This window comes from Proteiniborus sp. MB09-C3 (genome assembly GCF_030263895.1).
Classification (GTDB): domain Bacteria; phylum Bacillota; class Clostridia; order Tissierellales; family Proteiniboraceae; genus Proteiniborus.
Map to the genome: position 1 here is coordinate 188435 of NZ_CP127161.1, position 26073 is coordinate 214507.

Consider the following 26073-nt stretch of genomic DNA (forward strand, 5'->3'; position numbering starts at 1 on the left):
TGAAGCTTTGATTTTCAAGGGGTCTATTTTTTTATATATCGATGCTTTCCTTATACACTTCATTTTTAGGCAATCCTCTGTCTTCTGCCACTCTTTTCACCGCATCCTTTTTAGTCATTCCTTCGTCAGTATATTTAAGTAGATGGTCTTTTATGGTCATGCCCGCCCATTCTTCTGATATAGAGTTAACCTTTGTTTTTTCTGCACCTTTAACTATTATTACAAATTCTCCCTTTGGATCATCTTGAGTAAATCTATTTATAGACTCTTTTATACTTCCCCTGAAAATCTCTTCATATTTTTTAGTGAGTTCCCTGCAAAGGGCTATGTCTCTTTCTCCAAATATGCTTAACATATCATCAAGTAAAGCCTTTACTCTATATGGAGATTCGTACAATATAATGGTTCTTTCTTCACTTTTTATGCTTAACAGCGCTTCTCTTCTTTCCTTTTTATTAGATGGTAAAAAACCCTCAAACACAAATTTCCTCGTAGGCAAGCCAGATATGACCAAGGCTAAAGTTGATGCAGTAGGTCCTGGCAAGGCTATGACTTCAAGGTCACTTTCTATGGCCAGCTTTATCAAGTCTTCTCCAGGATCAGAAATTCCAGGCATGCCTGCATCTGATACTAAGGCTATATTCTCTCCATTTAATAATTTTTGTATGAGGAGCTTCCCCTTTTCTCTTTTATTATGCTCATGATAGCTAGTAAGTGGCTTTTTGATATCAAAGTGGTTTAGTAGCTTTATTGTATGCCTAGTATCCTCTGCCGCTATTAAATCCACTTCCTTTAATACTTTTAATACTCTTAATGTAATATCTTCTAAATTTCCTATAGGTGTGGGACATATATATAGCTTACCTTGGACATCCAAAATCACTTCACCTCGTTTCCATTCCGTATATCTTATATATCTCCTCAGTAAACGTCAAGTCATCATTGTATACATATAGAGGAGCTTCAAATTTAAGCTCTGGCTTTGATGCCTTCACACTTTTTATCAATACTAGATTTGGTTTATCTCCAACCTTTGGATGTACAAATCTAATTTTTTTAGGCTCCAGCTTATATTGTCTTAGAAGACAAAAAATATCCACTATTCTATGGGGTCTATGTACCATGAAAAAGCTGCCATTATGCTTTAATAGTCTGCTGGCAGTTTTTATTACATCTTCTAATGTGCAGGTGATTTCATGTCTAGATATGGCTTTTTTATCCTCTGGATTTATTAAGCCTCCTCCTTGAAACATATAAGGCGGATTTGATGTTACGGAATCAAATTTATTTACGCCTAATATTTCTGGTGCTTTAATAAGATTTGTATTGATTATCTCTATATTATCCTCAAGGTTGTTCATAATCATGGTCCTTTTAGCCATTTCTGCAACCTCTTCTTGTATTTCTATGCCGTATATTTTATTCACATTATTCTTTGCCCATATTAAAAGGGGTATTATACCAGTACCTGCTCCTAAGTCTACTATTTCTGAGTTTTTCTTGATATCACAAAAATTAGATAATAGTACTGCATCCATTCCAAAACAAAAGCCTTCTGTGTTTTGAATTATCTTAAGTCCTTTACATTGAAGATCATCTATTCTTTCGTTTTGTCTCAGTGTTACTTGCTCCATAAAATCTCTCCTTGTTTATAAATAGCTTAAAAGAGAGATCCTTCGCCTAAGGCTCAGGATGACAAGCATTATGTCCTTCTGAGCATCACCTAAAAGTCACTCCTAATTATTGCCCTTCGGACAGATATTGATGTTGACGAAGAATCTATATTTAGCATATAAATTCAATTAATCTAATAGTATTATACCATTTTACATAGATAAATAAAAAAGACCTTTTCAGGTCTTTTCTTTAAGTAAAAAATATTATTCTGGCATTGGTGCATCTACTGGACAAACATTTGCGCAAGCCCCACATTCAATACAACCTTCTGCGTCTATTACGTATTTATCATCTCCTGCACTTATAACGCTTACAGGACATTCTGCTTCACATGCTCCACAGCTTATGCATGCATCTGTAATTTTATATGCCATTAGGGTTCACCTCCTTAAGATAATGACACTGCATTTACCTTTAATATTGTACCACTTATTGTTTTCTATTTAAAGCATTTTATTAAATATTTAATAAAATCTATTCCTCTTTCATGAGTTCCTCCAGTTTTTTCATATCTTCTATGTCTTCAATCTCTATGAGTGTACTTTCCTCTACTGGAGCAGTAGGCTTTTCTACTTCCTTAATTTCATCAATTACAAAAGGTATTATATCTTCAGTGTCATCTGGAAGCTTTACTTTTACTTTTGCAATCTCAAGAAGCGTATTTGTCTCTACAACTATTCCCTTTCCATTGGGTGTCATTACTATTGAACCTATGCTTGGAAGCCTTTCCAATATTTTTTCATACATTTCATGCTCATATTTTAAGCAGCACATTAGTCTGCCACATATTCCTGATATTTTTGTTGGATTCAATGACAAGCTCTGTTCTTTTGCCATTTTAATAGATACTGGAGCAAATTCTCCTAGAAATGTTGAGCAGCAAAGAGTACGTCCACATGGGCCTAACCCGCCTATCATCTTTGATTCATCCCTGACTCCAATTTGTCTAAGCTCTATTCTAGTCTTAAATATGGCAGCTAAGTCCTTAACAAGCTCTCTAAAATCCACTCTTCCATCAGCGGTAAAATAAAATATAACTTTATTGTTATCAAAGGTATACTCTACATCTATTAATTTCATATCCAAATTATGACATTCTATTTTTCTAAGACATGTCTCAAATGCTTCCTTCTCTTTTCTAACATTCTCTTCATTAATTACAATATCCTCCTCAGTTGCTACTCTTAGAACTTTTTTAAGGGGAGGAACTATTTCTTCTTCACTTATTTCCTTGATTCCAACTACTGCCTGGCCAAATTCAATTCCTCTAGCAGTCTCTACAATAACATAATCATCTTTTTTGATATCTATATTATCGGGGTCAAAGTAATATATTTTCCCGGCCTTTTTAAATCTAACTCCTACGACAGTTACCATTCTTCTTATACCTCCTGAATATTTAAAAGCATTACTTCAATGGCAAGTTGAAAGTTTACATTGGAGTGGATATCTTCCTTAGTTCTTCTCACTACATCTAGTATATCCATTATTTTTTGCTTTGATAATTTTTGACATTGATAAGAAATTGAGTCAGCTTTATCCTTATTTATTAAAAACCCCACATTTTTTGTCTCTTTATATATCAGTAGGTCCCTGTACCATAATAAAATAATATCCATAACTTCGTCAATAAGCTCTTTATTTTGTTCGAAAAATTCACTAATAGAAAAAATCTTAAGTTTATCTCCGTTTATAACTGTATTTAATTTCTCTATTATTTCATCCCTAAGCAGTTTAAAGTCATCTGACTTAGATAATTCTATAGCCTTCCCTATTATTCCATTTGAAAATGAAGCTATAAATCTTGCCTGCTCTTCTGATCTACCAAAATTATTTACCAATGCCTTCTCTATCTTATGCCTCTCTATGGGAGTAAACTTTACTATTTGACATCTTGAAACTATGGTTGGAAGTAAACTGTAACCATTAGTAGCCAGCAGCATAATTATTGCATATCCTGGAGGTTCCTCTAAAGTTTTCAAAAAGCTATTTTGCGCCTGTTGCGTCATCTTATCTACATCGTCTAATATATATATTTTCCTGTTTGATTCTAGAGGAATCTTTCTAATAGTTCTCTGAAGCTCCTCTATCTGCTCCTTCTTAAATGAATCTTTATCTGGATATTCCATATGAAAATCAGGATGATTTCCTGATTCTATTTTCATGCAAGATGGGCATGTGTTACATGGACTATCTCCACCTCTCTGACACAATAATGTCTTTGCAAAAACCTTTGCTAGCTTTTCTTTTCCAATAGACTTAGGTCCTTCAAAAAGATAGCTATGGGAAACTGTATTATTTTTTATTGCATTTTTAAGATTTTCGATAATCTTTTCATGCCCTATTATATCATTAAAATCCATAATCAACCCTCACTACATGTATATGTCTAAAATCAATCCTCGTATATCATCTAGTCTCTTTAGTATTCTTATGTTGTCCTTTTCTTTAGATAATACGTCTTTCGTAAGCCCCTCTAATTCTTCATCTACTTTCTTTATAATACCATAAACTCTATGTCTTCCTCTACCATCTAAAAAGCTATCCTTTTTAAATTTAACCATTGAATCTACAGATTCCTTTAAGAATTCAGAAATTAAGGTCTTGTATGCTAAAACTTCTTTAATTGTAATATTTTTTGATAATCTATCTGCCTGCTTGTCTATTCTTTCGAGAAGTTTTTCAAGCCTTTCTTTTACAGTTAGCTCATCCACCCTATTTAATTCCTCTGTGAACTTAGACCTTTGAAGATCCTTCTTTTTTACATCCTGTGTGCTTGGCAAGTCAATTGCCTGAGTTGTTTTATTCATCACATCGTTTATTTTCATAAAAATCTCTCCTAAACCTTTTCAAATCTACTTATATCTACTACAAATATTGTAGCTCCTCCTACCTGGACCTCTACTGGATATGCCATATATATTCCAGATGACCAAGCAACAGGTGGAGGCGGAGTGGTAATCATCTTTCTAGATCTGCATAATTCCTCAATGATGCTAATGACACTATCTACTTCTTCTTTTTTCACCCCTATCAATAAGGTTGTATTTCCAGACTTCAAAAAACCTCCTGTTGATGCAAGCTTAGTAACACTATATCCCGTTTTCATCAGTTTATCCACAAGCCTAGGTGCATCTTCATCTTGAACTATGGCTATGACAAGCTTCATTTTTTACCCTCCTTTCATTTTTACAAGAATCTAATGAAATGTTAAACAAACTTCAAATCTAAGCAATAATTCTTAGCAAATGGGGATTAGAAATCCATTAAATAACTTACACTGTTTGAGCAAAGCTAGTTTGCAAGCTATAAAATCATTTGTATCCAAAACCGTGAGCATATATTTTATTATATTCGCTCATATCTATCAACATCTAATATGAAGATAGTTGCTCCCCCTACTTTTATGTTATAGGTATATGGCATATAAACATCTTCTACCAATGACATCGGGGTTGCAGGAGTTGTAACCTCCCTTGGCCTACATACCTTCTCTATTACTTTCACTAAATCCTCAACCTTATCATCATCTACTCCTATCAATAAGGTTGTATTTCCTGATTTCAAGAAGCCTCCTGTTGAAGCTAGCTTAGTAACTCTAAATCCTTCTTCAGTTAGTTTAGATACTAGATTAGCAGTATCTTCATCTTGAGTTATGGCAATAACAAGTTTCATTTTTCACTCCTCCTTAGATTTTTTCAAATAAATTATCTAGAGCGGCCTTTGCCTGTTGAAAAGTATCATTTTTAGTTTTTGTTGCATCTATTGTTTTAATTTTACCCTCGTATACTTCCATTAAACTGAGGTATCCCTCGTATACCTTTCTATGAAAATCTAGCTTCTCCCTTTCTAGTCTATCTCCTTGGTTCTTTTTAGTTTTTCTTCTAATAGCAATTTCCGGCGGTATATCAAAAAACAAAATTAAATCAGGCTCTACTCCTTGAATTGCAAAATCGTTGATTTCTTTAACCTTTTCTATACCAAGACCTCTGCCTATACCTTGATATACAAGACTTGACAATACAAATCTTTCGCATATTATCACTTTACCCTCATCTATTGCTGGACGTATCTTTTGGGAAACATGCTGCGCCCTTGAGGCTGCATACAGAAGAGCTTCTGTTACATATGACATGCTGGTATTATTATTATCAAGTATTATGTCTCTTATATCTTCACTTATTTTGGTTCCTCCTGGTTCTCTGGTAGTGATTACATCATATCCTTTTTCTTTTATATAATCTGCTAAAAATCTAGCTATTGTGCTTTTCCCTGAACCATCTGGCCCTTCTAAGGTTATAAATAGTCCCTTCATCTTATGATCATCCTTTCATTCTGCTCTTGCGTGATGCCTTTTATTCATTTACGATTTTTATCTTTTCTTTATTATAATCTAAAAACCCTAATATTTGTATATTATTTTTTTTCAGAGCTTCAATATATGAAATAATATCATCAGATATAGCTTCTCCAGGACATACTATGGGGATACCTGGTGGATATGGTATTATAAAATCTCCTGATATTTTTCCGCTGCTCTTAATAAATTCTATCTCTGCTTTTTCACTATGGAATGCATCATGTAATGATTTTTTGATGTCTGGCCTAATCTCCTTTATATCTATACTATTCAACTGCATATCTATATAGGAATATTTTTTTGCAATATCTTCAACTGAATAGGCTAGCCTTTCAAAATCCTTATCCTCATCTAGTATAGTAGCTAGTGCAAGCCCATAATAATAATCGCTCATCTCTAGTTGAATCTGATACTTTTCTCTTAATATTTCTTCTATGGATTTGCCTGTTATTCCGTTTATTTTCATGAGAAGCTTTGTATTATCAAAATCATATATTTGACTATCTCTTGAATCTTTATCTATTATATTAATTTTTTCTATTTGCTTCATATATGAGGTCCACTTTTCAATATTGTCAAGTAAGCTTTCCAGCTTGTCCTTCCCTTGACTATTCATGTAATCCACGGCAAAATCAATTGAAGCCATAAGTATATATGAGGGACTAGTAGTCTGGAAAACAGAAACCATTGTTCTAAGCTTTTCAACATCCACTCTTTCGGAGCCTACATGGATCATTGAGCTTTGAGTAAATGCTGGAAGAGTCTTATGCGTACTCTGTACTACTATGTCTGCTCCCGCATCTAGTGCAGATATAGGAAGCCTGTTATTAAATCTTAAGTGGCTGCCATGTGCCTCATCTACTATCAATATTTTATTATATTTGTGGACAATTTCAGCTATTCTTTTTATATCTGAACATATGCCATAATAGGTCGGATATGTGATTATTACTGCATCTATGTCTTTATCTAACGAAAGTTCCTTATCTATTTCCTCTGGTTCTAATGTGGTCGTAATATTTTTCTCCTTGCTGTACCTAGGATAAATATATTTTGGAGTTATCCTGCCAAGTATAAGAGCATTGTATACGGCTCTATGACAGTCTCTTTGTATCAAAGCCTTGCCTCCTGGTTTAACTGCTGAAGTGATTGCTCCATGCAGTCCTCCGGTGGTTCCATTTACGGAGTAAAAGGTTTCTTTAGCTCCAAAGACCTTAGCTGCCAGCTTTTGACTCTCATAAATAATAGTGCTTGGGTTGTGCAGGTTATCAGTGCCTTCTACTTCTGTTACATCTATTTCTGGTATAAGCTCTCCCAGAAATTTTAGGAGTTCTTTTCCTTTATGTCCAGGCATATGAAATCTTTTATTATTTTCTAATGTATATTTTTTTAATCCATTAATTATTGGTGTTTTCATAAATTTCCTCCTAGTGTATTATTTCTACTAAAGAGGCTATTATCCTTTATTTTTATTTGCATAATGCAAGAAATACAATGAAATATAAGTGAACTCTAGATTTAAACTATAGCTCTTTGTGAATGAAATTAAAAAAATCCGTTAAGTAGCTTGCAAGCAATTTAAAAAGATATAGAGCCTCCCCTATACCTTTTGTTTTAGCAGTATTCAATTATGTAATCAAGCCATATTTTCTTAATTACAGATTTATAGTATTCGTACCTTATATCTCCAATCTCTGTTTCTGATATTGCTTCCAAGCATCCTTTGCATAAATGTAAACCTAGCAAATTTATTCCGTTATTTTCTGCGCCATTACATATCTGACAAATAGGCTTCACAAGATCAACTCCTTAAATCAGGTTATCTTAATTATTGCCCTTATAATATATTCTATTCTCATTGCATGGCCATTGTTCTTATTTTTATGATCTAGGGTTGAACTATTATTTCTCCGTACTTGCTTAGCAGGTCTTTTATTTTTTGGTTGGAACTATTATAATAGTATTGCGTCTAACTAATATGAAATAAAATATTTTTAAAGGAGGTAAAACAATGAATATGAAAAAAATAATAGGATTAGTGCTGATAACAGTTCTTGGTTTATCATTGTTTACTGCATGCTCAACAGCTAAAAATACATCTGCTGTAATTGGAGATATTGATTTTGAAGTAGTAGGCTCAGATGTATTAACAGATAGCAAATTAGAAGAATGGTACAATGAAAACTATAAAAAAGAAGGAATTTTTTCTATTGACTCTAAAGAACATAAATACATTTTAGTAGGTGCTGGAGAAGAGCCTACTGGTGGCTATTCTGTAGAGATTACATCTGTAGTTGGAAAAGAAGACTCTATTTCAGTTGATGCTAAGGTAAATGCTCCAACTCCAGAGCAAATGGTTACTGAGGCTATAACTTATCCAAATACATTAATAAGAATTTCAAAGGATTCAAGAAAAGTAGAGTTCGGAGAATTCCTAAAAGCTGTTGTAGAAGAAGATTCTGAAGATACTGTTGAGGGAACAGGAATATTCGTTGGACTTGCTGACAGCAATTCCTGCGAAATAAAAGTAGATGGCGAAGCTACTCCATTTAGACTTTCAGAAGAAGTAAAGGAAGCTGCAGGAAGCTTAGAGATGAACCAAAAAGTAAAATTCTCTTATTACTTAAATGAATATGAGCAGATGGTTATTACAGAAATTGAAATAATAGAAGATTAGATTAGTAAGTAGTAGGGGTCAGGCTTTTGTGATTTTATTACAAAAGCCTGACCCCTACTATATTACTATAGAAAAAAGTACTTTTTCTTGATATAATGTAAAAATAGAAACTTATTTTGTATCTTTTGTATTTTGTTGTAAATTTTTGTAATGGAGATGATAATATGACAGTCATGCTGTTAGTTTTACTCCTCATTCCTATTTTTGCATTTCATGTGTATATTTTTGTTGACGTGGTTAGCTCTCTTAAAGTACCTATAAATAAAACGTCAACAAACATGGAAACTGCTCCCTTTGACAATGAAAGAGCTTCAAGAAAAGCTAATATAAGAGTCATAAAATAATACAGCCTAGGATATCACTGTCCTAGGCTGTATTGTTTATTCATCTAATATACTTTTTTCACTTTCATAAATAGGAACTTCTTTTTCCTCAACTTCTTCATGCTTACTGCTAGCTGTTAAGGACACTATTACTTCATCTAGCTCCGTAAATATTTCATAGTTTTCATCCTTAGAAATATCAAGGTCTGAAAGTTTTATTACATCTCCAAATTCAAGATTAGAAACATCCACAGTGACGTATTGAGGGATAAATTTAGGTAAACATTGTAGTTCTACTTCCATAAGCTGCTGTTCTATAACTCCTGATGTCCTTACTTCTACAGACTCTCTTCCTTGAACAGCTACTGGTATACGAAGTCTAACTTTTTTGTCAGCTGATAGCTTCTGAAAATCCACATGTAATACAATATCTTTTATTGGATGCCTTTGTACCTCTTTAATCAGTACAGGAGTTATTTCATCTGCTATTTCTAAATCAATTGTTCCAGTACTTCCGTATCTGTTTATAATTCTATTTAACTCTTTATTCTCAAGCTTAATAGATTGAGTGTCTTCACCCTGGCTATATATTACCCCTGGAATATATCCTTCTGCTCTAAGTTTGCTACAATTTCTTCTTCCAGCATTGTTTCTAATTTCCGCTTTTAATTTAGCTTCTTTCATGTTGATTCCTCCCTTAGTTTTTTTGTCCTTATATATATTAAACCAGAAAATTTATGAAATTTCAAATTTTCTATTTTTTTATAATATATATTGAAGGACTATAAGCAATATGACACCAGGTACACCTAAAAGACCTGCTATAATGGCTGTTATTGGATTGATAGCTATATGCACACCTATAAATCCTCCTAATAAGTTAACTAAGAACAAGAGAACTCCACCTATTACACCATTTATTATTAATTTTACTAAGTATCTTATCGGAATAATGAGAATCCATCCTATAAAATATAAAAGTATTAAGCCCGCAGCATAAGCAAGTATAACACTTAACTCTATATCCAAACCCATAATTATCACCTCTATATTAGAATATTATGTTCTACATTATCTAATATATAAGCTTTAAGGGACAAATATTACAAGCTATTATCTACATTTTCAGCTTTAATTCCCATCTTCTTCGCTTGTTTTAATAAATAAACATATTTTGTTTTTGAAGCCTGCATTTTGTATATTGCATAGTCTATTAAATCAGACTCCGTCACGCTTTGAAAATATAGTTCTGCATCATGCCATTCCTCATGGGCTTGATTTAGCTGCTCCAAGAACTTTTCATACTCATTAATTTCATTTGCTACAAAATTATTCTTTAGTCTACCTAGAAAGCGATTAATATTTTTGTGAAATTCTGTAGCCCTTACCTCCTTATTTTTAAATTTATCCACATCTATACCCCTTTCCCACTAAATAATTGTTATAATTATTAACTTTTTGTGGATAAGTTATACTCTTCAAGTTCTGTTGTACACATAATGTATATGATTGCTTTAGGAGAATAATGAGCCATAATGAAAATGATTTTTATAGATACAAAAAACTATGAGCTAACAAAAAATGAGCGTTCATTTCATCACGCTCATTTTTTGTCAGCTCAGCATATTAAAAATACTTCTAACTAGTTGGCTTGTTTTTCAGCCATATCGCCTATTATAGGAAGCTTAAAATACTCATATTTGTATGCCTTAATCATCAGTATAATCCATAGTATCAAGCTAAGAGGTCCTATAATTAGAGATATAATCCATCCAACAATAGGTATAAAGCCTAGTATAAATGATAATACCATAAGTCCAATACTATAAATAATCGACTGCATTGCATGGAATTTTACAAATTTACTGTCTTTCTCTAGTACATAAAAAATAATTCCTGTAATAAATCCTAAAACATAGCTTAATAGTGCAGCAATATTTTCTTCCATTCCTAATGAGCTTTTTTCTTTGTCTGAAGCTTTATTATCGTTATCCATTTTTAACACCTCCTATTAATTTTTATTTAGCAGCATACGAAATTATGCAATACTCCCTATATTTTCATATTATACCTTTTTTGATTAATATATCAATATTTGAATTATCAGTTTAATATTTTTCGAAAAAAATAGATTAATAAAGTTTTTTCTAAAACAAAAATAGCAGGTTTCCCTGCTATTTCATTTTAGATTTCTCTAGTTTCTCTCTTAAGCCATTCTTTTTCTTCATCATTTAGATATGGATATAGCTTTTCATATACATCTTTATGGTAGTTATTGAGCCAATCCTTTTCTATGTCAGTTAATAAGTTAGACTCAACTCCATCCAAATCTATTGGACAATAGGATAATACTTCGAACTTCATGAATTGTCCTGAATCAGTTAATTGGTCTTCAGCTACTAAGAGTACATTTTCTGTACGTATTCCGTGTTTTCCTTCCTTGTATACACCTGGTTCATTAGTTATTACCATGCCCTTATCTAATCTTGTATCATTATATTCTATACTAAATCTTTGAGGTGCCTCATGTACGCTTAATAAAAAACCTACTCCATGTCCTGTACCACATTTATAGTCTATGCCCTGCTCCCATAGTGGAAGTCTAGCTAATACATCTAGATTAGTGCCTGTTACTCCGTGTAAAAATTTTGCCCTGCATAATGCAATATGTCCCTTTAGAACATATGTAAAATCTCTCTTCTCTTCTTCTGTAATCTTGCCTAAAACTATTGTTCTTGTAATATCTGTAGTTCCATCAAGATACTGTCCTCCAGAGTCTACTAAAAACATTCCTTCTGTTCCTAGTGTATATTGATTTTCTTCTGTAGCCTTATAGTGCATCATAGCTGCATGGTCCTTATATGCCGCTATAGTATCGAAGCTTGTGCCTATGAAGCCTTCTTGTTGTTTTCTAAAGCCTTCAAGCTTATCTGTAGCAGATATTTCAGTTATTTGTTCTTTATTTATGGTATTGTCAAGCCAATATAAAAATTTAACCATTGCAACACTGTCTTTAACGTGGCACTTTCTAAGATTCTCAATTTCCGTTTCATTTTTTATAGTCTTAAGCAGCATTACAATATCTTTTTCTTGAACTTTTTTATTGTTTTTTGGCATACATTCATGTAGCCATCTGCTTATCTTATTTGGATCATAGAAAACGCTTAAGCCTTTATCAATATTCTTTAATGTATTTCCTATTTCCTCGTATTCTTTTACATCTACTCCATTTTCTTTTAAGAAATATCTTACTTCATCAGTTACTTTTCTAGAATCTATAAATATGGCTGCATTATCCATTGATACTATGGCATAGGCTATGGTTACAGGATTGTTCCTTACGTCATTACCTCTTATGTTAAAAAGCCAAGCTATATCATCGAGACTACTCAGCAGATAATATCCTGCTCCCTTTTTATTCATTTCTTCTCTGACCATATTAAGCTTTTCTTTTGTGGATTTACCTGAGTATTTCTCCTCGTGGATATATACTTTTTCTAAGGGTAATTCAGGCCTATCCCTCCAAATCAAATCGATCAGATCATATCTATCGTCTATTGTTATATTTTTATTCTTTAATCTTCCTTCTAGTTCTTTAGCTTGGTTACATGAGAAAACCTTCCCATCAAAGCCCAAGCAATCTCCTTCTTTAAGCACATCTGCAACCCATTCTGAATATGTGGGTACACCTGGCTGTCTCATTTTAAAAAGCTTAATACCTGTTCCTTTAAGCTCTCTCTCTGCTTGTATGAAATATCTTCCATCAGTCCATAGTCCAGCTTTATCTAATGTCACTACTACCGTACCTGCTGAGCCTGTAAAACCAGATATCCATGCTCTTGATTTCCAATGTTCTGGCACATATTCACTTTGATGAGCATCAAAGCTAGGTATTACATAAGCATTCATTCCTTTTTCCTTCATTAGCTCCCTAAGAGCTTGAAGCTTTTCATTTACTAGCACATGAATTCCTCCCTTAAATAAGCTTTTTGATGTAGTTAATATATGCAGTTTCGAAGCACAAATTTGTTCACTCTCTATGGTCGTGCAAATTTGGTCCTAACGGACGCTCCTATCATAAAACTACAATAGGGCTGATTCTCATTGCCTTTGACCTACCATCGATTAACCTTCACTTTATTATAATATATCATATTATTATAAAATATATCTATATTTCAGTTTGCTTTTCAATCAAATGCTTCCAATACCTTTTTGGCATATGCTGCCTTTGCAGCTTTGGATTTATTTTATTCCTTATTGCAATAGTATTAAAATATTCCTTCCACAGCTTTTGATAGTCTTCTTCCTCTTCTTGAAAGCTAATCTCTCCAGAAATGTTTAAGTCTCTCATTATCCACTCTTTTTTATTATACATTACTCCTATATTTCTCCTTACGTCATGAATAATCCAGCATTCATCAGATAATCTTTCCGCAAAATGAGGAGCCATAAGACCTACTATATCATTATCCGGCTCTATCTGAGAGTAATATACTCCATTACTTAGATGACTAAATCTAATGAATCCAAGCATTAAATGCACCTCTTTGCTTACTTGTTGGCGAATCTTATGCACTGTTAGAACTGAATCATTTTTTAGATTTTGATCTATTCCCCTTCCAACTTTCCATCCCAGTCTTAAATACCTATAAATTGCAGTTCCTCTATCAGGTCTTTCTGATAGAAATACATAAAAGCAATTTTTAAGTGTATATTCTGAAATCTTTGTCTTTATTGATGAGTAGACTTTTTTAGATTTCTCTAAATCTGTTTCAATATGTACTTTTTCAACAAGAAGGCTTTGCTGAGGACTGTCCTCTGATAATATTTCATCTGGTATTTCTCTTCTATAATAGGCTTCGTATATGGCAGTCAATAATCCGTCAAAGCTTCCGTCATATATGTAATATAACATTTTAAAATTCCCCCGTTATTGTTGAAACAATATCATTTGCTGGTAATAGCTGAGGATATACAGAAAACAAAGAAAGCTGTTCGCCCTTTTCTCCAAAGTCCTTACTATTGAGACTAAATAGCATGCTATTTCTTATGGCAGAAGAATCCATGCTTTTGATGCCATAATGTTTTCCATTACAGGTTATAAAGTATCTAGCTCTCTTCAACACTATTCCTAGCTTTTTCAAATCCCTAAAGCCTAATGCCCCAAACTTTCTCGCTGCAATTATTCTCCTAGCAGACGTTACTCCAATACCTGGGACTCTTAACAACAGGTAGTATTCTGCCTTATTAATCTCAACAGGAAACAATTCAATGTTTCTCAATGCCCAATCACACTTAGGATCAAGTGCTAAGTCAAAATCAGGCTTTTCATCACTGAGAATCTCGGCAGCATTGTAGCCATAAAATCTTAAGAGCCAGTCGGCTTGATAAAGCCTATTTTCTCTAACTAATGGCGGTGAAGCAAGGACTGGAAGATTAGGATGCTTTGATACTGGCATAAAGGCTGAATAATACACCCTTTTTAGTTTAAATCCCTTATATAATGCCTCTGAAAGCCTGAGTATCTTTAAATCACTATCTTCAGTAGCACCTACAATGAGCTGAGTAGTTTGCCCGGCGGGGACAAAGCTCTGAGAATACTTAAATTTCTGTCTCTCTTCTACAGATTGATGTATTCTTGAATTTATAAAATTCATAGGCTTAATAATAGCATCCTTCTTTTTTTGTGGCGCAAGCAGCTTTAATCCATCGTTAGAGGGCAGTTCAATGTTTACACTCATTCTATCAGCATACATACCTGCTTTTTCTATTAAAGCTTTATCTGCTCCCGGTATTGCCTTCAGATGAATATATCCATTGAATCTATGCTCTTCCCTAAGCCTTTTAACTGTACTGGTTAAAAGCTCCATAGTATAATTTGGGCTCTTATATACAGCAGAGCTTAAAAAAAGTCCTTCTATATAATTTCTCTTATAAAAGTTTATAGTCAAATCTGCCACCTCATCAGGTGTAAAGGCCGCCCTAGGAACATCGTTTGAAGCCCTGTTTACGCAATAAACACAGTCGTATATACAGTGATTAGTAAAAAGTATTTTTAATAGCGATATGCACCTTCCGTCATCTGCCCAACTGTGACATATTCCACATTGGCTAGTGCTTCCCAACTCTCCTTTTTTCCCTTTCCTATTGCTGCCACTAGAAGAACAAGACACATCATACTTCGCGGCGTCTGATAATATTTTTAGTTTATTAAGTATTTCCATAGTATCACTCCAAGTGTTTGTTATCTATATTTTACCACTAATTTTAACGTTTGCAAACATATGTTCGTGTATTTTTTTGCTTTTTTATTTCTGCGTGATTCCTGTTTTTTAATGGGGATATTAAAAAACGCCCTACGTATTTATTAATATTTTTAAAATATTTATTAATTTTATTAAATTTCAACTTGACATTATTAATTTTTGATAGTAGTATGAAGTCAAGAGCATATTATCCTGTGTTATTAATATATATAATTTATGAGCCAAACTATATATTAGGCTTAATATGGATAATTAAATGCATATTTAAAGTAAAAATACAAAATGTTAGGGGGTATTACATGTACACTTTTCCAAAAAATCTTTACACAGATGTTAGATTGGAGGATGCTTCTGTAAGTGAAATCACTTATCAAAACGGAGATCTAATGCAAAATTTAAAGAGAAATCGCAGGGGGGGATTTATTCGAATCTTTGACGGTAAAAGATGGTACTATAGCTCTACAACAGACATAGATAATATACAGGAAGAAATAAATAAGCTGGCACTTATGGCTAATGAAAATGAATATATAATGGATAATCCAGTTGTGAAAAAATTTGAGGTCAATAAAGGGGAATTCCTTCAATTTAAGGAAAATGACATCTTGAATGTAAGTCAGAAAGAAAAACTAGAGCTTTTAAAATCATATTTTCCTTTCGTAGAGAATAAGGAAGAGATAAAAATGTGGAGAGCTGTATATATAGATCGCAAAACCACAAAGGAATTTTATTCTAGCAAGGGAGCTAATTTAAAATTTAATTACCAAACCTGTGCAATAGTATATAGATATTCATTGAATATAGAAGGTAAAACCTTAAATGGTGGCTGTGATAAGACAACTACAGATTTTAATGAGCTTAAAGCATTTGGAGAGAAGCTAGAGAATACATTAGCTAGAGATATTGAATATACTAAAACCGCTAAGCCAATAACTCCTGGAAAATATACTGTTATATTTGCACCTATAGCTACAGGAGTATTTACCCATGAAAGCTTTGGGCACAAAAGTGAGGCAGATTTCATGGTTGGAGACGAAGCTATGATGAAGGAATGGACCATTGGCAAAAAAGTTGGAGCAGATAATTTGTCCATTGTAGATACTGGAAGCCTTTTAGGCAGCGGCTTTGTACCATTTGACGATGAAGGAACTAAATCTAATAAGACCTATCTGATTAAAAATGGAATTCTTTCAGGTAGACTTCATAGCAGTGCTACAGCAGAGTCTCTTAAGGAAAATCCTACAGGCAATGCTAGAGCATTAAATTTTGAATTTGAGCCAATAGTCAGAATGACTAATACATACATTGAAGCTGGAAATAAAACTAAAGAAGAGCTTATCTCGGAAGTAAAGGAAGGTATATTAGTGGAGGAGGTTAATCATGGCTCTGGTATGTCTACATTCACTATTGCACCTAGTATTTCTTATATGATTAGAGATGGGAAAATAGCAGAACCTGTAAATATAGCAGTCGTTAGCGGAAATGTGATGGAAACTCTTCATAATATAGACGGAATTTCAAAGGAAATAGAAGTATTTTCTTCATCCTTAGGAGGCTGCGGAAAAATGGAGCAATTTCCTCTTCCAGTCGGTATGGGTGGACCTTATATAAGAGTTAATAATATGACGGTACAATAGGGGGTGTAGTCGTGATAAAGGAAAAATATATTAGCAATGAAAAAGAAATCACTATAAATATCGTTCAAACAGAAATAAAATCCATAAGAAAAAAAGACATGACTAAAACAGGCTTGAGGATTTATCAAGATGGGTACATAGGAGTTGCAGGAGCTGTAGGTAAAGCTGATGAAGTAGAGCTAGAAAAAAGGGCTGTGGAAAATCTAAAGCTTCAAATTCCATATCCTTATGAGCCTTCAAGCAACCATGCTGAGGAAGTAGATTATAGAAAAGAAGTTCTTTCTGATGAGGATTTTGTAAAGGAAGTAGAAGAACTTCTAAGAATATTTAAAAATGAATTTCCTGATTTTATTTTCTCAAATAATATTTCCATTCAAGAAATGGATATTAGACTATCCAACAATAAGGGCCTAGATTTAACCCATAAAGATAGGTTTATATCAATAGAACTTATCATAAAAGAAAAATCATCTTTAAACGTTTTTGATGCTTTTGTATTTTTAACAGATAGAGAATATAGCAAAGAAAAAACATTAGATATAGTTAGAGAAACATTGACAGCATGTGGAAATCAAGTTAAACTACCTGTGGAAGGAAAGCAGCCTGTAGTATTTATGGCAAATGATTATCTACCACTTAAAAAGATAATAGAAGAATTAAACGGTTACAAGGTAGGTACAGGCGCCTCTTTATTTAAAGATTCTATTGGAGAGAAAAAGTTTAGTGAAGACTTTACACTATATCAAAGTGCGGAAGAAGAAGACATGACAGGGTATGTATTTTTCGATGCAGAGGGTGTGGTAAACAAAAATTACAGATATGCTCTAATTGAAAATGGAAAAATAATCAGCCCGTACACAGATAAAAAGACTGCTGCTCAATTTAATTTACCTCTAACGGGAAGTGCCGCAGCAGATTATGACAAGGTACCTTCACTAGCCGCTAGAAACTTTAAGATAGCATCAGGTGGTAAAACCTTAAAGGAACTTTTAAATGGTCAGTTGGCAGTAGCAGTTCTCATAGCTTCTGGCGGAGATTTTACAGCAGAAGGAGTATTTGGTACACCTGTCCAATTAGCTTTCTTAACTGATGGTGAAAAACTAATAGGCAGGCTTCCTGAGCTTACTATTTCAGGTGAGGTTTATACAATGTTTGGAGATGACTTTATCGGCCGTTCAGAAGATAAATCCTTCTTAGGACAAAATGCCTTAGCATTTAATTTAGATGTGAATTATATATAGCTGGATAAAATCATAAAAAATAAATGTCAAAGTTATTGCATATTTATTGATTTAATGCAGTAGCTTTGACTTTATTTAATTTCTAAACGTTGAATTTCAATGACTCTCCATGAAAAGCTAAGCATGGACTACATGGAATCTAGATTTATCTGGCCTTTAGCATAAGTAGATTTGCTATGTTCATTAAAATTTCTAGTAATAGCTATGGCCAATATAACAGCACTTATGCCTGCTAATAGCTTTGAAACAATAAAAGGAACTATGACTGTTTTTTCGATGCCAGCCACAAATCCAAGCTGTCCTCCAAATGTAAATGCACCACTTACAGCAAATGCTGAACATATTACCTTTCCTCTATCGTCCATGTCTTTCATCATTAAAAATGCAGGAACATTATTAGCTAAAGAAACTACAACTCCAGCCACTACATTCTCTCCTATGCCCATCTTCTCACCTAGTTTAGACAGAGGTCCTCTAAATACTTTCGTCACTATATGCATCATTGGATAAGCTCCGCAGAGGACTATAGCAATACTTCCCACTATCTTCAGTCCTTCGTCAAATGGCTCCATTCCTGGTATGATAACTATACCTGATATTCTTTCAAATATGCTTACCATAAGTCCAATTGCTCCAATAGTAACTATTACTTTACTAAAATAGCCAAATCCTTTTATTAATTTATCGGGCCATTTAATGAGTCCAAGGGCTAAAAATGCAGCCAATAATATAATTGGAATCATGTTGATTATAAGCGTAGATATATTGATTCCTAAAAGTATTCCTCCAAAAATGCTTCCAAGAGGTAAAGTTACTATGCCTAATAATATTCCTTTTGTAAAAAAGTATTGATCTTTCTTTTCGATAATTCCTGCTCCAATTGGAATTGTAAATACTACTGTAGCACCTAGCATAGATGCTAGAATAAGTCCTGAAAATAACCCTAGTTCCTTTGTCTGTGCCATTTTAGCTGCTGAAATATATCCTCCCATATCGCATGCAAGAATAGAGCCTGGTAATATAGAAGGGTCTGCCCCTATGACCTCGAAGAGCGGACCAATTATTTTTGACAATTGACTTGAGATTACTGGTGCTAGTGAGTATATTCCTATTATGCTCATAGCCATATTGCCCATTGACTTAAATCCTTCTTCAAATTTTTCTCCTATCCCAAATTTATTGCCTAATACTCTATCTATACATCCTAATACGGCAAATACAAAAATGATATAAAGAACTATTTCGTTCATTTAATTTCTCCTTATCCTAGTTTGATTAGTAGTATCTTCTACTATTTATTGTTTTAGATTTATATCCCATATGATCCATAGTAATTATAATAAATTTATCTAAATATGTACACGACAAAATTAAAAAGAGACATAGCTTTTTGATAGTATGATTTTATTTGATAATTTTGAGATAATATGGTATACTATCTATATCAAATACAGGAGGTACAATACAGTGAGCAATAAAATAAACCTATCATCTCAACAAAGCTCTATACAAGTGTTTATTCGTCAGGTTTATGGTACCCCTTGTCTATTCAGATCTAATGCTTAAAATAGTTATATTTATATAATATATTTGTAATCAAAGCCATGGGTATACATATCTATGGCTTTTTTTGTGCTAGCTATAGGGTTAAAAACCTATAGCTTTATTTTTTTGTAAAAAAGGAGATGGATATATGTTATTAGATGTAAATAATATATCTAAGTTTATTGAGGATAAAGAAATATTAAAGGATATTTCCTTTAAGCTATATAAAAAGGATAAAGTCGGGATAGTAGGCAGAAACGGCATTGGAAAAACTACATTACTTAAAGTAATCACATCAGAACTAGAAGCTGATAGCGGAACTGTGAATTTCTACGGAAAGTATGGATACCTGCCACAAAATTTATTTGTAGAAAATGATTTATATGTATATGAATTAATGGAAGAGACAAAAAAATATGGAGAGTTTTTAGAATTGCTTAATAGGTTTGGTTTAATTTCTATTGAAGGACAAAAAATTAGGACACTTAGTGGTGGTGAAAAAACTAAGCTGTATCTTATTCGTCTTCTGCTTCAAAATCCGGATATATTGATACTTGATGAGCCTACTAACCACTTAGATTATGAAACTATTGAATGGCTAAAAAGCTTTATCAATAGCTTCAACGGTTCTGTTCTAATGGTAACTCATGATAGATATTTCCTAGACAAAACTGTTTCTAAAATATTTGAGTTAGAAGATAAAACCATTAAGGAATATAGCGGTGGATATACATTCTATGCAAATCAGAAAAAAGCTGAGCTTGACAGAGCAAGACTAGAATACCGCATTTATATGAAGCAAAAAAAGCAATTAGAAGAGGCTGCTAGAAAGCATATGGAACGGGCAAATAGGTATAATGATATGTCGCAGAGTGATTTTCAAAGGCATAAGGCTGCAAAAATAGCTAAAAGAGCAAAGGCAATTATTTCAAGACTTGAAAATATGGATAAGAAAGAAAAACCTATAGTTTCTAAAAATATTAGTATCAAACTAGAGGAAAGTAGTGAAAAAACTGGCGATATTCTAATTAGAGCAGAGCAAGTGTCTAAAACCTATGATAAAATCCTTTTTAATAATATAAGCTTTAATGTATACCGTAATACAAGAATTGGACTTGTAGGAAAAAATGGAGCCGGAAAAAGTACGCTAATAAAAGGATTAATTGGGAAGATACAGCTAGAAGGAAAAGTAAGTATTTCTCCATCTGCAAAAATAGGCTATTTCTCTCAGGAACTTGAAGAGCTAAGCCTAGACTCTACAATTTTACAAGAACTGAAAGAGATAACTAACGATGAAGGTTATGTTAGAACCTTGCTTGGCTGTATGCTTTTTAGAAGAGATGATGTATATAAAAGGATTGAGAACTTAAGCTACGGTGAAAGGGTTAGAGTGGCCTTCCTAAAGCTGATTCTTGAAGAAAATAATCTGTTGATATTAGATGAACCTACTAATTTTCTTGATATACCTACAAGGGAAATAATTGAAGAGGCTCTTCTTGATTATGAAGGCTCTATACTTTTCGTAAGTCATGACAGATATTTTGTAGAAAAAATGGCAGAAGAAATATGGGAGCTTTCAAATAGCTCGCTTACCCAATATATAGGAGGATATTCCTATTATCTAGATAAGAAAAAGCAATCTTTTTCTAAGCATAGTATTGATATAAGAGAAGAAATTCTTAAATTGGAAATGCAGCTTTCTCACATCTCATTTAAGCTTATGGGATGCAAGGATGAAGAAAAGGCTGATTTGGAAAAAGAATATTTTGAAGTCACCCAAAAGCTTAGAGTATTAAAAAAGTAATAGTTGACTCATATAAAGAGCTATGTTTTGGTTATAATATTGACTTGCTCAGGCTTGAAGTAAACAATTCAAGCCTGACCCTTTTTTATCCTTAGTATCTTAAATTACCATTACCAGATAGAAAATATTTTTGTTGCATTAGATGGTATATCCCAATGGGACCACCTACATGGAATTTCTGAGTACTTATACCAATTTCACTGCCTAGACCAAATTCAATGCCATCTGTCAATCTTGTTGAAGCGTTATGACATATAACATTTGCCTCTACATAATTCATAAAATAAGATACGTTTTCCAGATTATTACTTATAATCGTTTCTGTATGTGGTGTTCTATATTTATTTATATGATTAATTGCTTCATCAATGTTTTCAACTATTTTCACTGCAATAGCAGGAGCGAAAAATTCATGTTCAAAGTGATGCTCATCGGCTAATTTAATACTTGGATGTAATTGTACTGATTTTTCACAGCCGAATATCTCGATATTGTTCTTAAGCAGCTTGGTTATAAAATCAGTAAAGTATTGCGAGCTCCAGTCTTTGTGTACTAAAACTGTTTCAGCAGCATTACATGCCTTTGGCCTTGGAACCTTACTATTGATTACAATATCACATGCCATGTCAAAGAAAGCATCTTCGGCAATATAAATATGGCAATTCCCTTCACCAGCAACAATAATAGGTACAAGAGCATGTTCCCTCAACACCTCTACAGCCTCTACTCCTCCTCGAACAACCATCAAGTCCACAAACCTATTTTGTCTTGACAGTGCAATTTTACTTTTATGAGAACAATCAAATAAATACTGAATATTATCAGGGCATATTCCAAACTCATTCAATGTATCTCGAAGTATTTCGGAAATACATTTATCAGTATTAGTGCTATGTCTACTTCCTGCCAAAATTACTGAGTTTCCTGTTCTCACGCAAATACCTACAGAATCCGTAACAACATCGGGTCTAGCTTCATAAACAACAGAAATAACTCCTAGTGGCACCTGCTTTTTTTCAATAATTAGTCCATCTTTTTTCATAACATAACTAATTCTTTCTCCAACAGGGTCTATTAGTCTTGACATTCTCTTTAAGCTTTCTCCCATCGCTTCAATACTTTTTTCATTCAGTGTAAGTATGGAAAGTCGAGATTCATCTAATTTGTTCCTATAAGCTATATCAATGTCTTGTTTATTAGCCAACAAGATTTGATTCTTTTTAGCCACGATGTTTTCTGCCATCTTAACCAGAATTCTACTCCTTAACTCTCCTTCAACTAATGCAAATTTACGAGAATTTATTTTGGCTGTATAAGTTATATCTTCAGGCATTGGCCACACTCCTTTTTACTCAAAATTATTAATAGATGCACATAATCTAAATAGGCTTTTATCCATAAAAATATTTATGACTATTAATTAATTCCTTTGAGTAATCACTTGACGCATATTCAAAAAAATCTCTAAAGTCCATTAAATCAACTAGCTTGTGGTCGTTTATTACTGCTATCTTATCCCATCTGTCATTATAAAAATCTATGTCATGAACTATTGATATTATAGACAATTCATAGCTGCTTTTTATTTTGTTTAAGAGATTATTTATTTCTATTCTGTTATCATAGTCAAGCATTGATGTTGCTTCGTCTGCAATTATCAGCTTTGGATAAGTAATCAAAGCTCTTGCTATACATATTTTTTGCTGCTGACCACCACTGAAGGTTGATATTTTGCGTTTCTTCTGCTCCAGAAATCCTCTATCCACCATGGCAAGGGCATCGTCAATGTCCATGGGATTATATTTATTTCTCCTACATATATTAACTGTTTCCATTAGGGTTTGCTCTAAGGTAAAACTAGGTTCTAATGCACTATAAGGGTCTTGAAATATATATTGAATCCTTGCCAAATCAGAAAATGTTCTTTTACGATAGTTATTATTCAGCTTTTTACCAAGATGAATAACATCTCCTGAATCACATCGCTCAAGTCCAATTATTATCTTTGACAAAGTAGTTTTTCCACTTCCAGATTTTCCTGCTAGAACAAGACTTTCTCCAAGTTCCAAGTCAAAGCTTATATCTTCTAAAACCTTAAGCTTTCCATAGCTTTTCATAATGTTTCTAACCTTCAGCATTGTCATACCCCTCAAGCATTATTATTCTGTCTGTCACTTTTTCAAGCAATACTTTTTGATGAGCAACCATTATTATGGTGAGTTTCCCTTTAAATGAAGTTAAAAACTCAACTATCTTTTTCAATGTAATTAGGTCTATTGCTGAAGATGGCTCATCAAGAATCAATAGCTTTGGTCTTTTCAATATGGAAATAAGTAAAATCAAACGCTGTTTTTGTCCCCCTGATAGCATATAAGGATAATATTTTAAAAGAATTGGATCTAATTCTAATCTTTCCATTAGGTTAGCTATTTCTCTTTCATTATATTTCAGCCCATTCCCTTTAAGTGTTAGATGTATATGCTCTAACACACTTAGCTTTGGATTGAATGCATTTTGTGAAAACTGTGGACAGTAGCTTATATAGTCATACTTCCTACTATCAATCTCCTTAATATCCATATTATTTATTGTGCATTTATCATATTTTAAGTCCCCTTGAAAATCCAAACCAAAAAGAGCCTCTAGCAATGAGGTTTTTCCACAGCCACTTTTACCATATAAGCCCACAAACTCATTATCTTTAATATGGATACTAGGATAACTGATAGCTATTTTATTATAGAATATTTTAAGATTTTCAATAATTATCATAAAACACCTCTAAAGGTCATTATTTTCACTTGAGAAAAGAGTAAGTGATATAACAAATAAAATCAAGCATAAAACAGGCGGAATCAAATACCATAAGAATGTACTGTCATAGTATAGTTCGTCATAATCTAAGGCTGCTCTAATAAGCTTTCCCCAAGTTTTCTTAAGAGGATCTCCTATACCAAAAAAGGATAGAGAAGCTTCATACATAACTGCCTTATTGCATTGAAGCACAAAGAAGGTTGACACTACTGGTAGAATATCAGGAAATAGCTTCTTTAACACATCGAACCAATTCCCCTTTATTAATAATGTGTATTTTACTTTACTTTTTTCCATATAATTCATGATTTTAAAAAGCGCTATCTTGTATACTTTAGGCCATGAGAAAAACACAATTGCCATAATAGTATAAACTAGTTTAGGTCTTGCTAAGGACGAAAAAAACATAATCATTACAATTTCAGGAATTATCACAAACAAATTCGCTATTTCAGAAATAATGGTTTTAATAGCTCTTCCATAATAGGCTGATATATATGCAAGAGAGGTTCCTATAAGTGTAGTGAAGAATCCTGATATAATAGCTGTAAAAATCGTTATTCTAAAACCATAAATTAAGAGTGAGAAAATATCATGACCTATTTCGTCAGTACCAAGTAAATAGCTTAAGCTTGGTTCAAGTAATCGAGGATGACTTATGTCTTCATGAGAGTAAGGCATCAACAAATTAGAAAAAACAGCAACCAACAAAAACGTTATTAGAATAATTGCACTAACTTTTTTTGTTTTACTTAATTTCTTAAATGAATTTAGCATTTAACACCTCTTAATGTTTCTTAAAGCTATCAGCTCAAAAATGAAGTTTACCACCAATCCATATGTGCAGCAAACTAAGAGTATGCCCTGTAATAATGGATAATCCCTGTATGAAATTGCGCTCCTAAGAAGTTGTCCAAGACCAGGATAGGAAAAAACAGCTTCTACAAAAATTGAACCTGTTATTGCTAAAACAAATTGTATATTAAGTCTACCCAAAAGCTCAGGTATAATGTTTTTGAAAATATACTTTAAATAAATATCTTTTTTATTGATTTTTAAGTAGCTTGCCATCTTAACAAACTGCTCTTTCTTAACATTTGCAGTACTATTTTTTGAAAATAAATATATAGGTGGTATTTGTGATATGACCAGAACAAATAAGGGTAAAATCATGTGAATTATAACATCAAGAACATACCCAGGTTGTCCAAAGCTGGTCCCTGTAGTATATGCTCCTGTGGCTGGTAGCAGCCTAAGCTTGTAGGCTATTAATATCTGAAAAATAGCTGCTATAAGAAAAGTAGGTGTAGCATGAATACTTATAAATGCACTAATCAAAAGCTTGCTTTCTCTGCCCTTAAGTCCAGACCATATACCAAGAAAAATCCCGAGTAATGACGATATTCCAATAGATAAAAAAGAAAGCAAAAGTGTCCATCCAACTCTCTCCTTTATCAATTGAAATACGGACATTTTATAATAAAAAGAATATCCAAAATCTAAATTAAAGAGATTTCTAAGATATTTTACAAATTGCTCCAGTAGAGGAAGCTCTGGAGAGTAATACTTTTCAAAGGCTTTTAAAGCCTCATTTGTCATCGTATCTACAGAGCTTATGTCCTCTACCATAGCAAACAAAGGACTGCCAGGGATTAACCTTGGCAGTGCAAATGAAAGTGCTATTATTAATGTCATATAAACAGAATATTTAATTAGTGATTTCATC

At 33.0% G+C, this 26073-nt stretch carries 29 protein-coding genes; 5 read left to right on the forward strand and 24 right to left on the reverse strand.

Features of this window, described 5'->3' with window-relative positions; all coding sequences use genetic code 11:
• Positions 1-31: 31 nt before the first annotated feature.
• The 11 genes from rsmI to QO263_RS00950 all read right to left on the reverse strand — a co-directional run bounded on the left by rsmI (position 32) and on the right by QO263_RS00950 (position 7834).
• Positions 32-877: a 16S rRNA (cytidine(1402)-2'-O)-methyltransferase gene (gene rsmI / locus QO263_RS00900; protein WP_285625334.1), complete on the reverse strand. Its 846-nt coding sequence runs from the start codon at positions 875-877 to the stop codon at positions 32-34.
• Positions 878-884: 7 nt separating this feature from the next.
• A complete protein-coding gene (locus QO263_RS00905) occupies positions 885-1634 on the reverse strand; it encodes a tRNA1(Val) (adenine(37)-N6)-methyltransferase (RefSeq protein WP_285625337.1) in 750 nt (249 codons plus the stop codon).
• Positions 1635-1880: 246 nt separating this feature from the next.
• Positions 1881-2051, reverse strand: coding sequence for a 4Fe-4S ferredoxin (gene fdxA, locus QO263_RS00910; protein ID WP_285625340.1), 171 nt, complete (start codon positions 2049-2051; stop codon positions 1881-1883).
• A gap of 100 nt (positions 2052-2151) precedes the next feature.
• Positions 2152-3054: a PSP1 domain-containing protein gene (locus QO263_RS00915; protein WP_285625343.1), complete on the reverse strand. Its 903-nt coding sequence runs from the start codon at positions 3052-3054 to the stop codon at positions 2152-2154.
• 5 nt (positions 3055-3059) lie between these two features.
• Positions 3060-4040, reverse strand: coding sequence for a DNA polymerase III subunit delta' (holB, locus tag QO263_RS00920; protein WP_285625346.1), 981 nt, complete (start codon positions 4038-4040; stop codon positions 3060-3062).
• 12 nt (positions 4041-4052) lie between these two features.
• A complete protein-coding gene (locus tag QO263_RS00925; protein ID WP_285625349.1) occupies positions 4053-4505 on the reverse strand; it encodes a YaaR family protein in 453 nt (150 codons plus the stop codon).
• A gap of 11 nt (positions 4506-4516) precedes the next feature.
• Positions 4517-4846 carry a cyclic-di-AMP receptor gene (locus tag QO263_RS00930; RefSeq protein WP_285625352.1) on the reverse strand — a complete coding sequence of 110 codons (330 nt, stop codon included), beginning with the start codon at positions 4844-4846 and terminating at the stop codon, positions 4517-4519.
• Between the two features lie 179 nt (positions 4847-5025).
• Positions 5026-5352 carry a cyclic-di-AMP receptor gene (locus QO263_RS00935; RefSeq protein ID WP_285625355.1) on the reverse strand — a complete coding sequence of 109 codons (327 nt, stop codon included), beginning with the start codon at positions 5350-5352 and terminating at the stop codon, positions 5026-5028.
• Positions 5353-5365: 13 nt separating this feature from the next.
• The gene (gene tmk / locus QO263_RS00940; RefSeq protein ID WP_285625358.1) at positions 5366-5992 is read right to left on the reverse strand and encodes a dTMP kinase; all 627 of its coding nucleotides are present in this window, start codon (positions 5990-5992) and stop codon (positions 5366-5368) included.
• Positions 5993-6032: 40 nt separating this feature from the next.
• Complete coding sequence (locus tag QO263_RS00945) at positions 6033-7454, reverse strand: aminotransferase class I/II-fold pyridoxal phosphate-dependent enzyme (RefSeq protein ID WP_285625361.1); 1422 nt, start codon at positions 7452-7454, stop codon at positions 6033-6035.
• Positions 7455-7651: 197 nt separating this feature from the next.
• Positions 7652-7834 (reverse strand): sigma factor G inhibitor Gin, encoded by a 183-nt coding sequence (locus QO263_RS00950; protein WP_285625364.1) that lies wholly within the window; start codon positions 7832-7834, stop codon positions 7652-7654.
• A 214-nt stretch (positions 7835-8048) separates the two neighbouring features.
• On the opposite strand from QO263_RS00950, the gene QO263_RS00955 reads away from it, so the two are divergent.
• Entirely contained in the window at positions 8049-8714 is a 666-nt protein-coding gene (locus tag QO263_RS00955; protein WP_285625367.1) for a protease complex subunit PrcB family protein, read from the forward strand.
• A gap of 164 nt (positions 8715-8878) precedes the next feature.
• Entirely contained in the window at positions 8879-9058 is a 180-nt protein-coding gene (locus QO263_RS00960; protein WP_285625369.1) for a hypothetical protein, read from the forward strand.
• Positions 9059-9094: 36 nt separating this feature from the next.
• Here the strand turns inward: QO263_RS00960 and QO263_RS00965 are convergent, their stop codons facing one another.
• The 7 genes from QO263_RS00965 to QO263_RS00995 form a co-directional block, all read right to left on the reverse strand.
• Positions 9095-9721, reverse strand: coding sequence for a 50S ribosomal protein L25 (locus QO263_RS00965; RefSeq protein ID WP_285625372.1), 627 nt, complete (start codon positions 9719-9721; stop codon positions 9095-9097).
• Between the two features lie 78 nt (positions 9722-9799).
• On the reverse strand, positions 9800-10072 hold the full coding sequence (locus tag QO263_RS00970; protein WP_285625375.1) for a pro-sigmaK processing inhibitor BofA family protein: 273 nt from the start codon (positions 10070-10072) through the stop codon (positions 9800-9802).
• A 68-nt stretch (positions 10073-10140) separates the two neighbouring features.
• Positions 10141-10449, reverse strand: a complete 309-nt coding sequence (locus QO263_RS00975; RefSeq protein ID WP_285625378.1) for a DUF2508 family protein — start codon at positions 10447-10449, stop codon at positions 10141-10143.
• A gap of 230 nt (positions 10450-10679) precedes the next feature.
• Entirely contained in the window at positions 10680-11033 is a 354-nt protein-coding gene (locus tag QO263_RS00980) for a DUF4870 domain-containing protein (protein ID WP_285625380.1), read from the reverse strand.
• A gap of 188 nt (positions 11034-11221) precedes the next feature.
• The gene (locus QO263_RS00985) at positions 11222-13000 is read right to left on the reverse strand and encodes an aminopeptidase P family protein (protein ID WP_285625383.1); all 1779 of its coding nucleotides are present in this window, start codon (positions 12998-13000) and stop codon (positions 11222-11224) included.
• Positions 13001-13208: 208 nt separating this feature from the next.
• The gene (locus tag QO263_RS00990; protein ID WP_285625385.1) at positions 13209-13955 is read right to left on the reverse strand and encodes a TIGR03915 family putative DNA repair protein; all 747 of its coding nucleotides are present in this window, start codon (positions 13953-13955) and stop codon (positions 13209-13211) included.
• Position 13956: 1 nt separating this feature from the next.
• Complete coding sequence (locus tag QO263_RS00995) at positions 13957-15264, reverse strand: putative DNA modification/repair radical SAM protein (RefSeq protein WP_285625387.1); 1308 nt, start codon at positions 15262-15264, stop codon at positions 13957-13959.
• 341 nt (positions 15265-15605) lie between these two features.
• Here QO263_RS00995 and QO263_RS01000 point away from each other — a divergent pair, with 341 nt between their 5' ends.
• Together QO263_RS01000 and QO263_RS01005 are read left to right on the forward strand one after the other, a co-directional pair.
• Positions 15606-16943, forward strand: coding sequence for a TldD/PmbA family protein (locus QO263_RS01000; RefSeq protein ID WP_285625389.1), 1338 nt, complete (start codon positions 15606-15608; stop codon positions 16941-16943).
• 11 nt (positions 16944-16954) lie between these two features.
• Positions 16955-18184 carry a metallopeptidase TldD-related protein gene (locus QO263_RS01005; protein WP_285625391.1) on the forward strand — a complete coding sequence of 410 codons (1230 nt, stop codon included), beginning with the start codon at positions 16955-16957 and terminating at the stop codon, positions 18182-18184.
• A gap of 128 nt (positions 18185-18312) precedes the next feature.
• Here the strand turns inward: QO263_RS01005 and eutH are convergent, their stop codons facing one another.
• Positions 18313-19434 (reverse strand): ethanolamine utilization protein EutH, encoded by a 1122-nt coding sequence (gene eutH / locus QO263_RS01010; protein WP_285625393.1) that lies wholly within the window; start codon positions 19432-19434, stop codon positions 18313-18315.
• 443 nt (positions 19435-19877) lie between these two features.
• Between eutH and abc-f the strand changes: the two genes are divergently transcribed.
• Positions 19878-21533, forward strand: coding sequence for a ribosomal protection-like ABC-F family protein (abc-f, locus tag QO263_RS01015; RefSeq protein ID WP_285625395.1), 1656 nt, complete (start codon positions 19878-19880; stop codon positions 21531-21533).
• 91 nt (positions 21534-21624) lie between these two features.
• Here the strand turns inward: abc-f and QO263_RS01020 are convergent, their stop codons facing one another.
• Genes QO263_RS01020 through QO263_RS01040 form a run of 5 tightly spaced genes read right to left on the reverse strand, consistent with a single transcriptional unit; the run spans position 21625 to position 26072 of the window.
• Positions 21625-22866, reverse strand: a complete 1242-nt coding sequence (locus QO263_RS01020; RefSeq protein WP_285625397.1) for a glutamate-5-semialdehyde dehydrogenase — start codon at positions 22864-22866, stop codon at positions 21625-21627.
• Between the two features lie 58 nt (positions 22867-22924).
• Positions 22925-23671 carry an ABC transporter ATP-binding protein gene (locus QO263_RS01025; RefSeq protein ID WP_285625399.1) on the reverse strand — a complete coding sequence of 249 codons (747 nt, stop codon included), beginning with the start codon at positions 23669-23671 and terminating at the stop codon, positions 22925-22927.
• On the reverse strand, positions 23658-24305 hold the full coding sequence (locus QO263_RS01030) for an ATP-binding cassette domain-containing protein (protein WP_285625401.1): 648 nt from the start codon (positions 24303-24305) through the stop codon (positions 23658-23660). The genes QO263_RS01025 and QO263_RS01030 overlap by 14 nt, the downstream gene beginning before the upstream one ends.
• A 9-nt stretch (positions 24306-24314) precedes the next feature.
• Positions 24315-25124, reverse strand: coding sequence for an ABC transporter permease (locus QO263_RS01035; protein WP_285625403.1), 810 nt, complete (start codon positions 25122-25124; stop codon positions 24315-24317).
• Positions 25125-26072, reverse strand: coding sequence for an ABC transporter permease (locus QO263_RS01040; protein WP_285625406.1), 948 nt, complete (start codon positions 26070-26072; stop codon positions 25125-25127).
• Between the last annotated feature and the right edge of the window lies 1 nt (position 26073).

Excerpts from the sequence above, each read along its gene's own strand:
- QO263_RS01020 (WP_285625397.1), bottom strand. The coding sequence starts at position 22,866 with ATGCCTGAAGATATAACTTATACAGCCAAAATAAATTCTCGTAAATTT.
- QO263_RS01040 (WP_285625406.1), bottom strand. The coding sequence starts at position 26,072 with ATGAAATCACTAATTAAATATTCTGTTTATATGACATTAATAATAGCA.
- QO263_RS00990 (WP_285625385.1), bottom strand. The coding sequence starts at position 13,955 with ATGTTATATTACATATATGACGGAAGCTTTGACGGATTATTGACTGCC.
- tmk (WP_285625358.1), bottom strand. The coding sequence starts at position 5,992 with ATGAAGGGACTATTTATAACCTTAGAAGGGCCAGATGGTTCAGGGAAA.
- QO263_RS00980 (WP_285625380.1), bottom strand. The coding sequence starts at position 11,033 with ATGGATAACGATAATAAAGCTTCAGACAAAGAAAAAAGCTCATTAGGA.
- QO263_RS00970 (WP_285625375.1), bottom strand. The coding sequence starts at position 10,072 with ATGGGTTTGGATATAGAGTTAAGTGTTATACTTGCTTATGCTGCGGGC.
- eutH (WP_285625393.1), bottom strand. The coding sequence starts at position 19,434 with ATGAACGAAATAGTTCTTTATATCATTTTTGTATTTGCCGTATTAGGA.
- QO263_RS01025 (WP_285625399.1), bottom strand. The coding sequence starts at position 23,671 with ATGCTGAAGGTTAGAAACATTATGAAAAGCTATGGAAAGCTTAAGGTT.
- QO263_RS01035 (WP_285625403.1), bottom strand. The coding sequence starts at position 25,124 with ATGCTAAATTCATTTAAGAAATTAAGTAAAACAAAAAAAGTTAGTGCA.
- QO263_RS01000 (WP_285625389.1), top strand. The coding sequence starts at position 15,606 with ATGTACACTTTTCCAAAAAATCTTTACACAGATGTTAGATTGGAGGAT.
- QO263_RS00905 (WP_285625337.1), bottom strand. The coding sequence starts at position 1,634 with ATGGAGCAAGTAACACTGAGACAAAACGAAAGAATAGATGATCTTCAA.
- QO263_RS00960 (WP_285625369.1), top strand. The coding sequence starts at position 8,879 with ATGACAGTCATGCTGTTAGTTTTACTCCTCATTCCTATTTTTGCATTT.
- QO263_RS00925 (WP_285625349.1), bottom strand. The coding sequence starts at position 4,505 with ATGAAAATAAACGATGTGATGAATAAAACAACTCAGGCAATTGACTTG.
- holB (WP_285625346.1), bottom strand. The coding sequence starts at position 4,040 with ATGGATTTTAATGATATAATAGGGCATGAAAAGATTATCGAAAATCTT.
- QO263_RS00930 (WP_285625352.1), bottom strand. The coding sequence starts at position 4,846 with ATGAAGCTTGTCATAGCCATAGTTCAAGATGAAGATGCACCTAGGCTT.
- QO263_RS00965 (WP_285625372.1), bottom strand. The coding sequence starts at position 9,721 with ATGAAAGAAGCTAAATTAAAAGCGGAAATTAGAAACAATGCTGGAAGA.
- abc-f (WP_285625395.1), top strand. The coding sequence starts at position 19,878 with ATGTTATTAGATGTAAATAATATATCTAAGTTTATTGAGGATAAAGAA.
- QO263_RS00955 (WP_285625367.1), top strand. The coding sequence starts at position 8,049 with ATGAATATGAAAAAAATAATAGGATTAGTGCTGATAACAGTTCTTGGT.
- QO263_RS00945 (WP_285625361.1), bottom strand. The coding sequence starts at position 7,454 with ATGAAAACACCAATAATTAATGGATTAAAAAAATATACATTAGAAAAT.
- QO263_RS00915 (WP_285625343.1), bottom strand. The coding sequence starts at position 3,054 with ATGGTAACTGTCGTAGGAGTTAGATTTAAAAAGGCCGGGAAAATATAT.
- QO263_RS00935 (WP_285625355.1), bottom strand. The coding sequence starts at position 5,352 with ATGAAACTTGTTATTGCCATAACTCAAGATGAAGATACTGCTAATCTA.
- fdxA (WP_285625340.1), bottom strand. The coding sequence starts at position 2,051 with ATGGCATATAAAATTACAGATGCATGCATAAGCTGTGGAGCATGTGAA.
- QO263_RS01030 (WP_285625401.1), bottom strand. The coding sequence starts at position 24,305 with ATGATAATTATTGAAAATCTTAAAATATTCTATAATAAAATAGCTATC.
- QO263_RS00995 (WP_285625387.1), bottom strand. The coding sequence starts at position 15,264 with ATGGAAATACTTAATAAACTAAAAATATTATCAGACGCCGCGAAGTAT.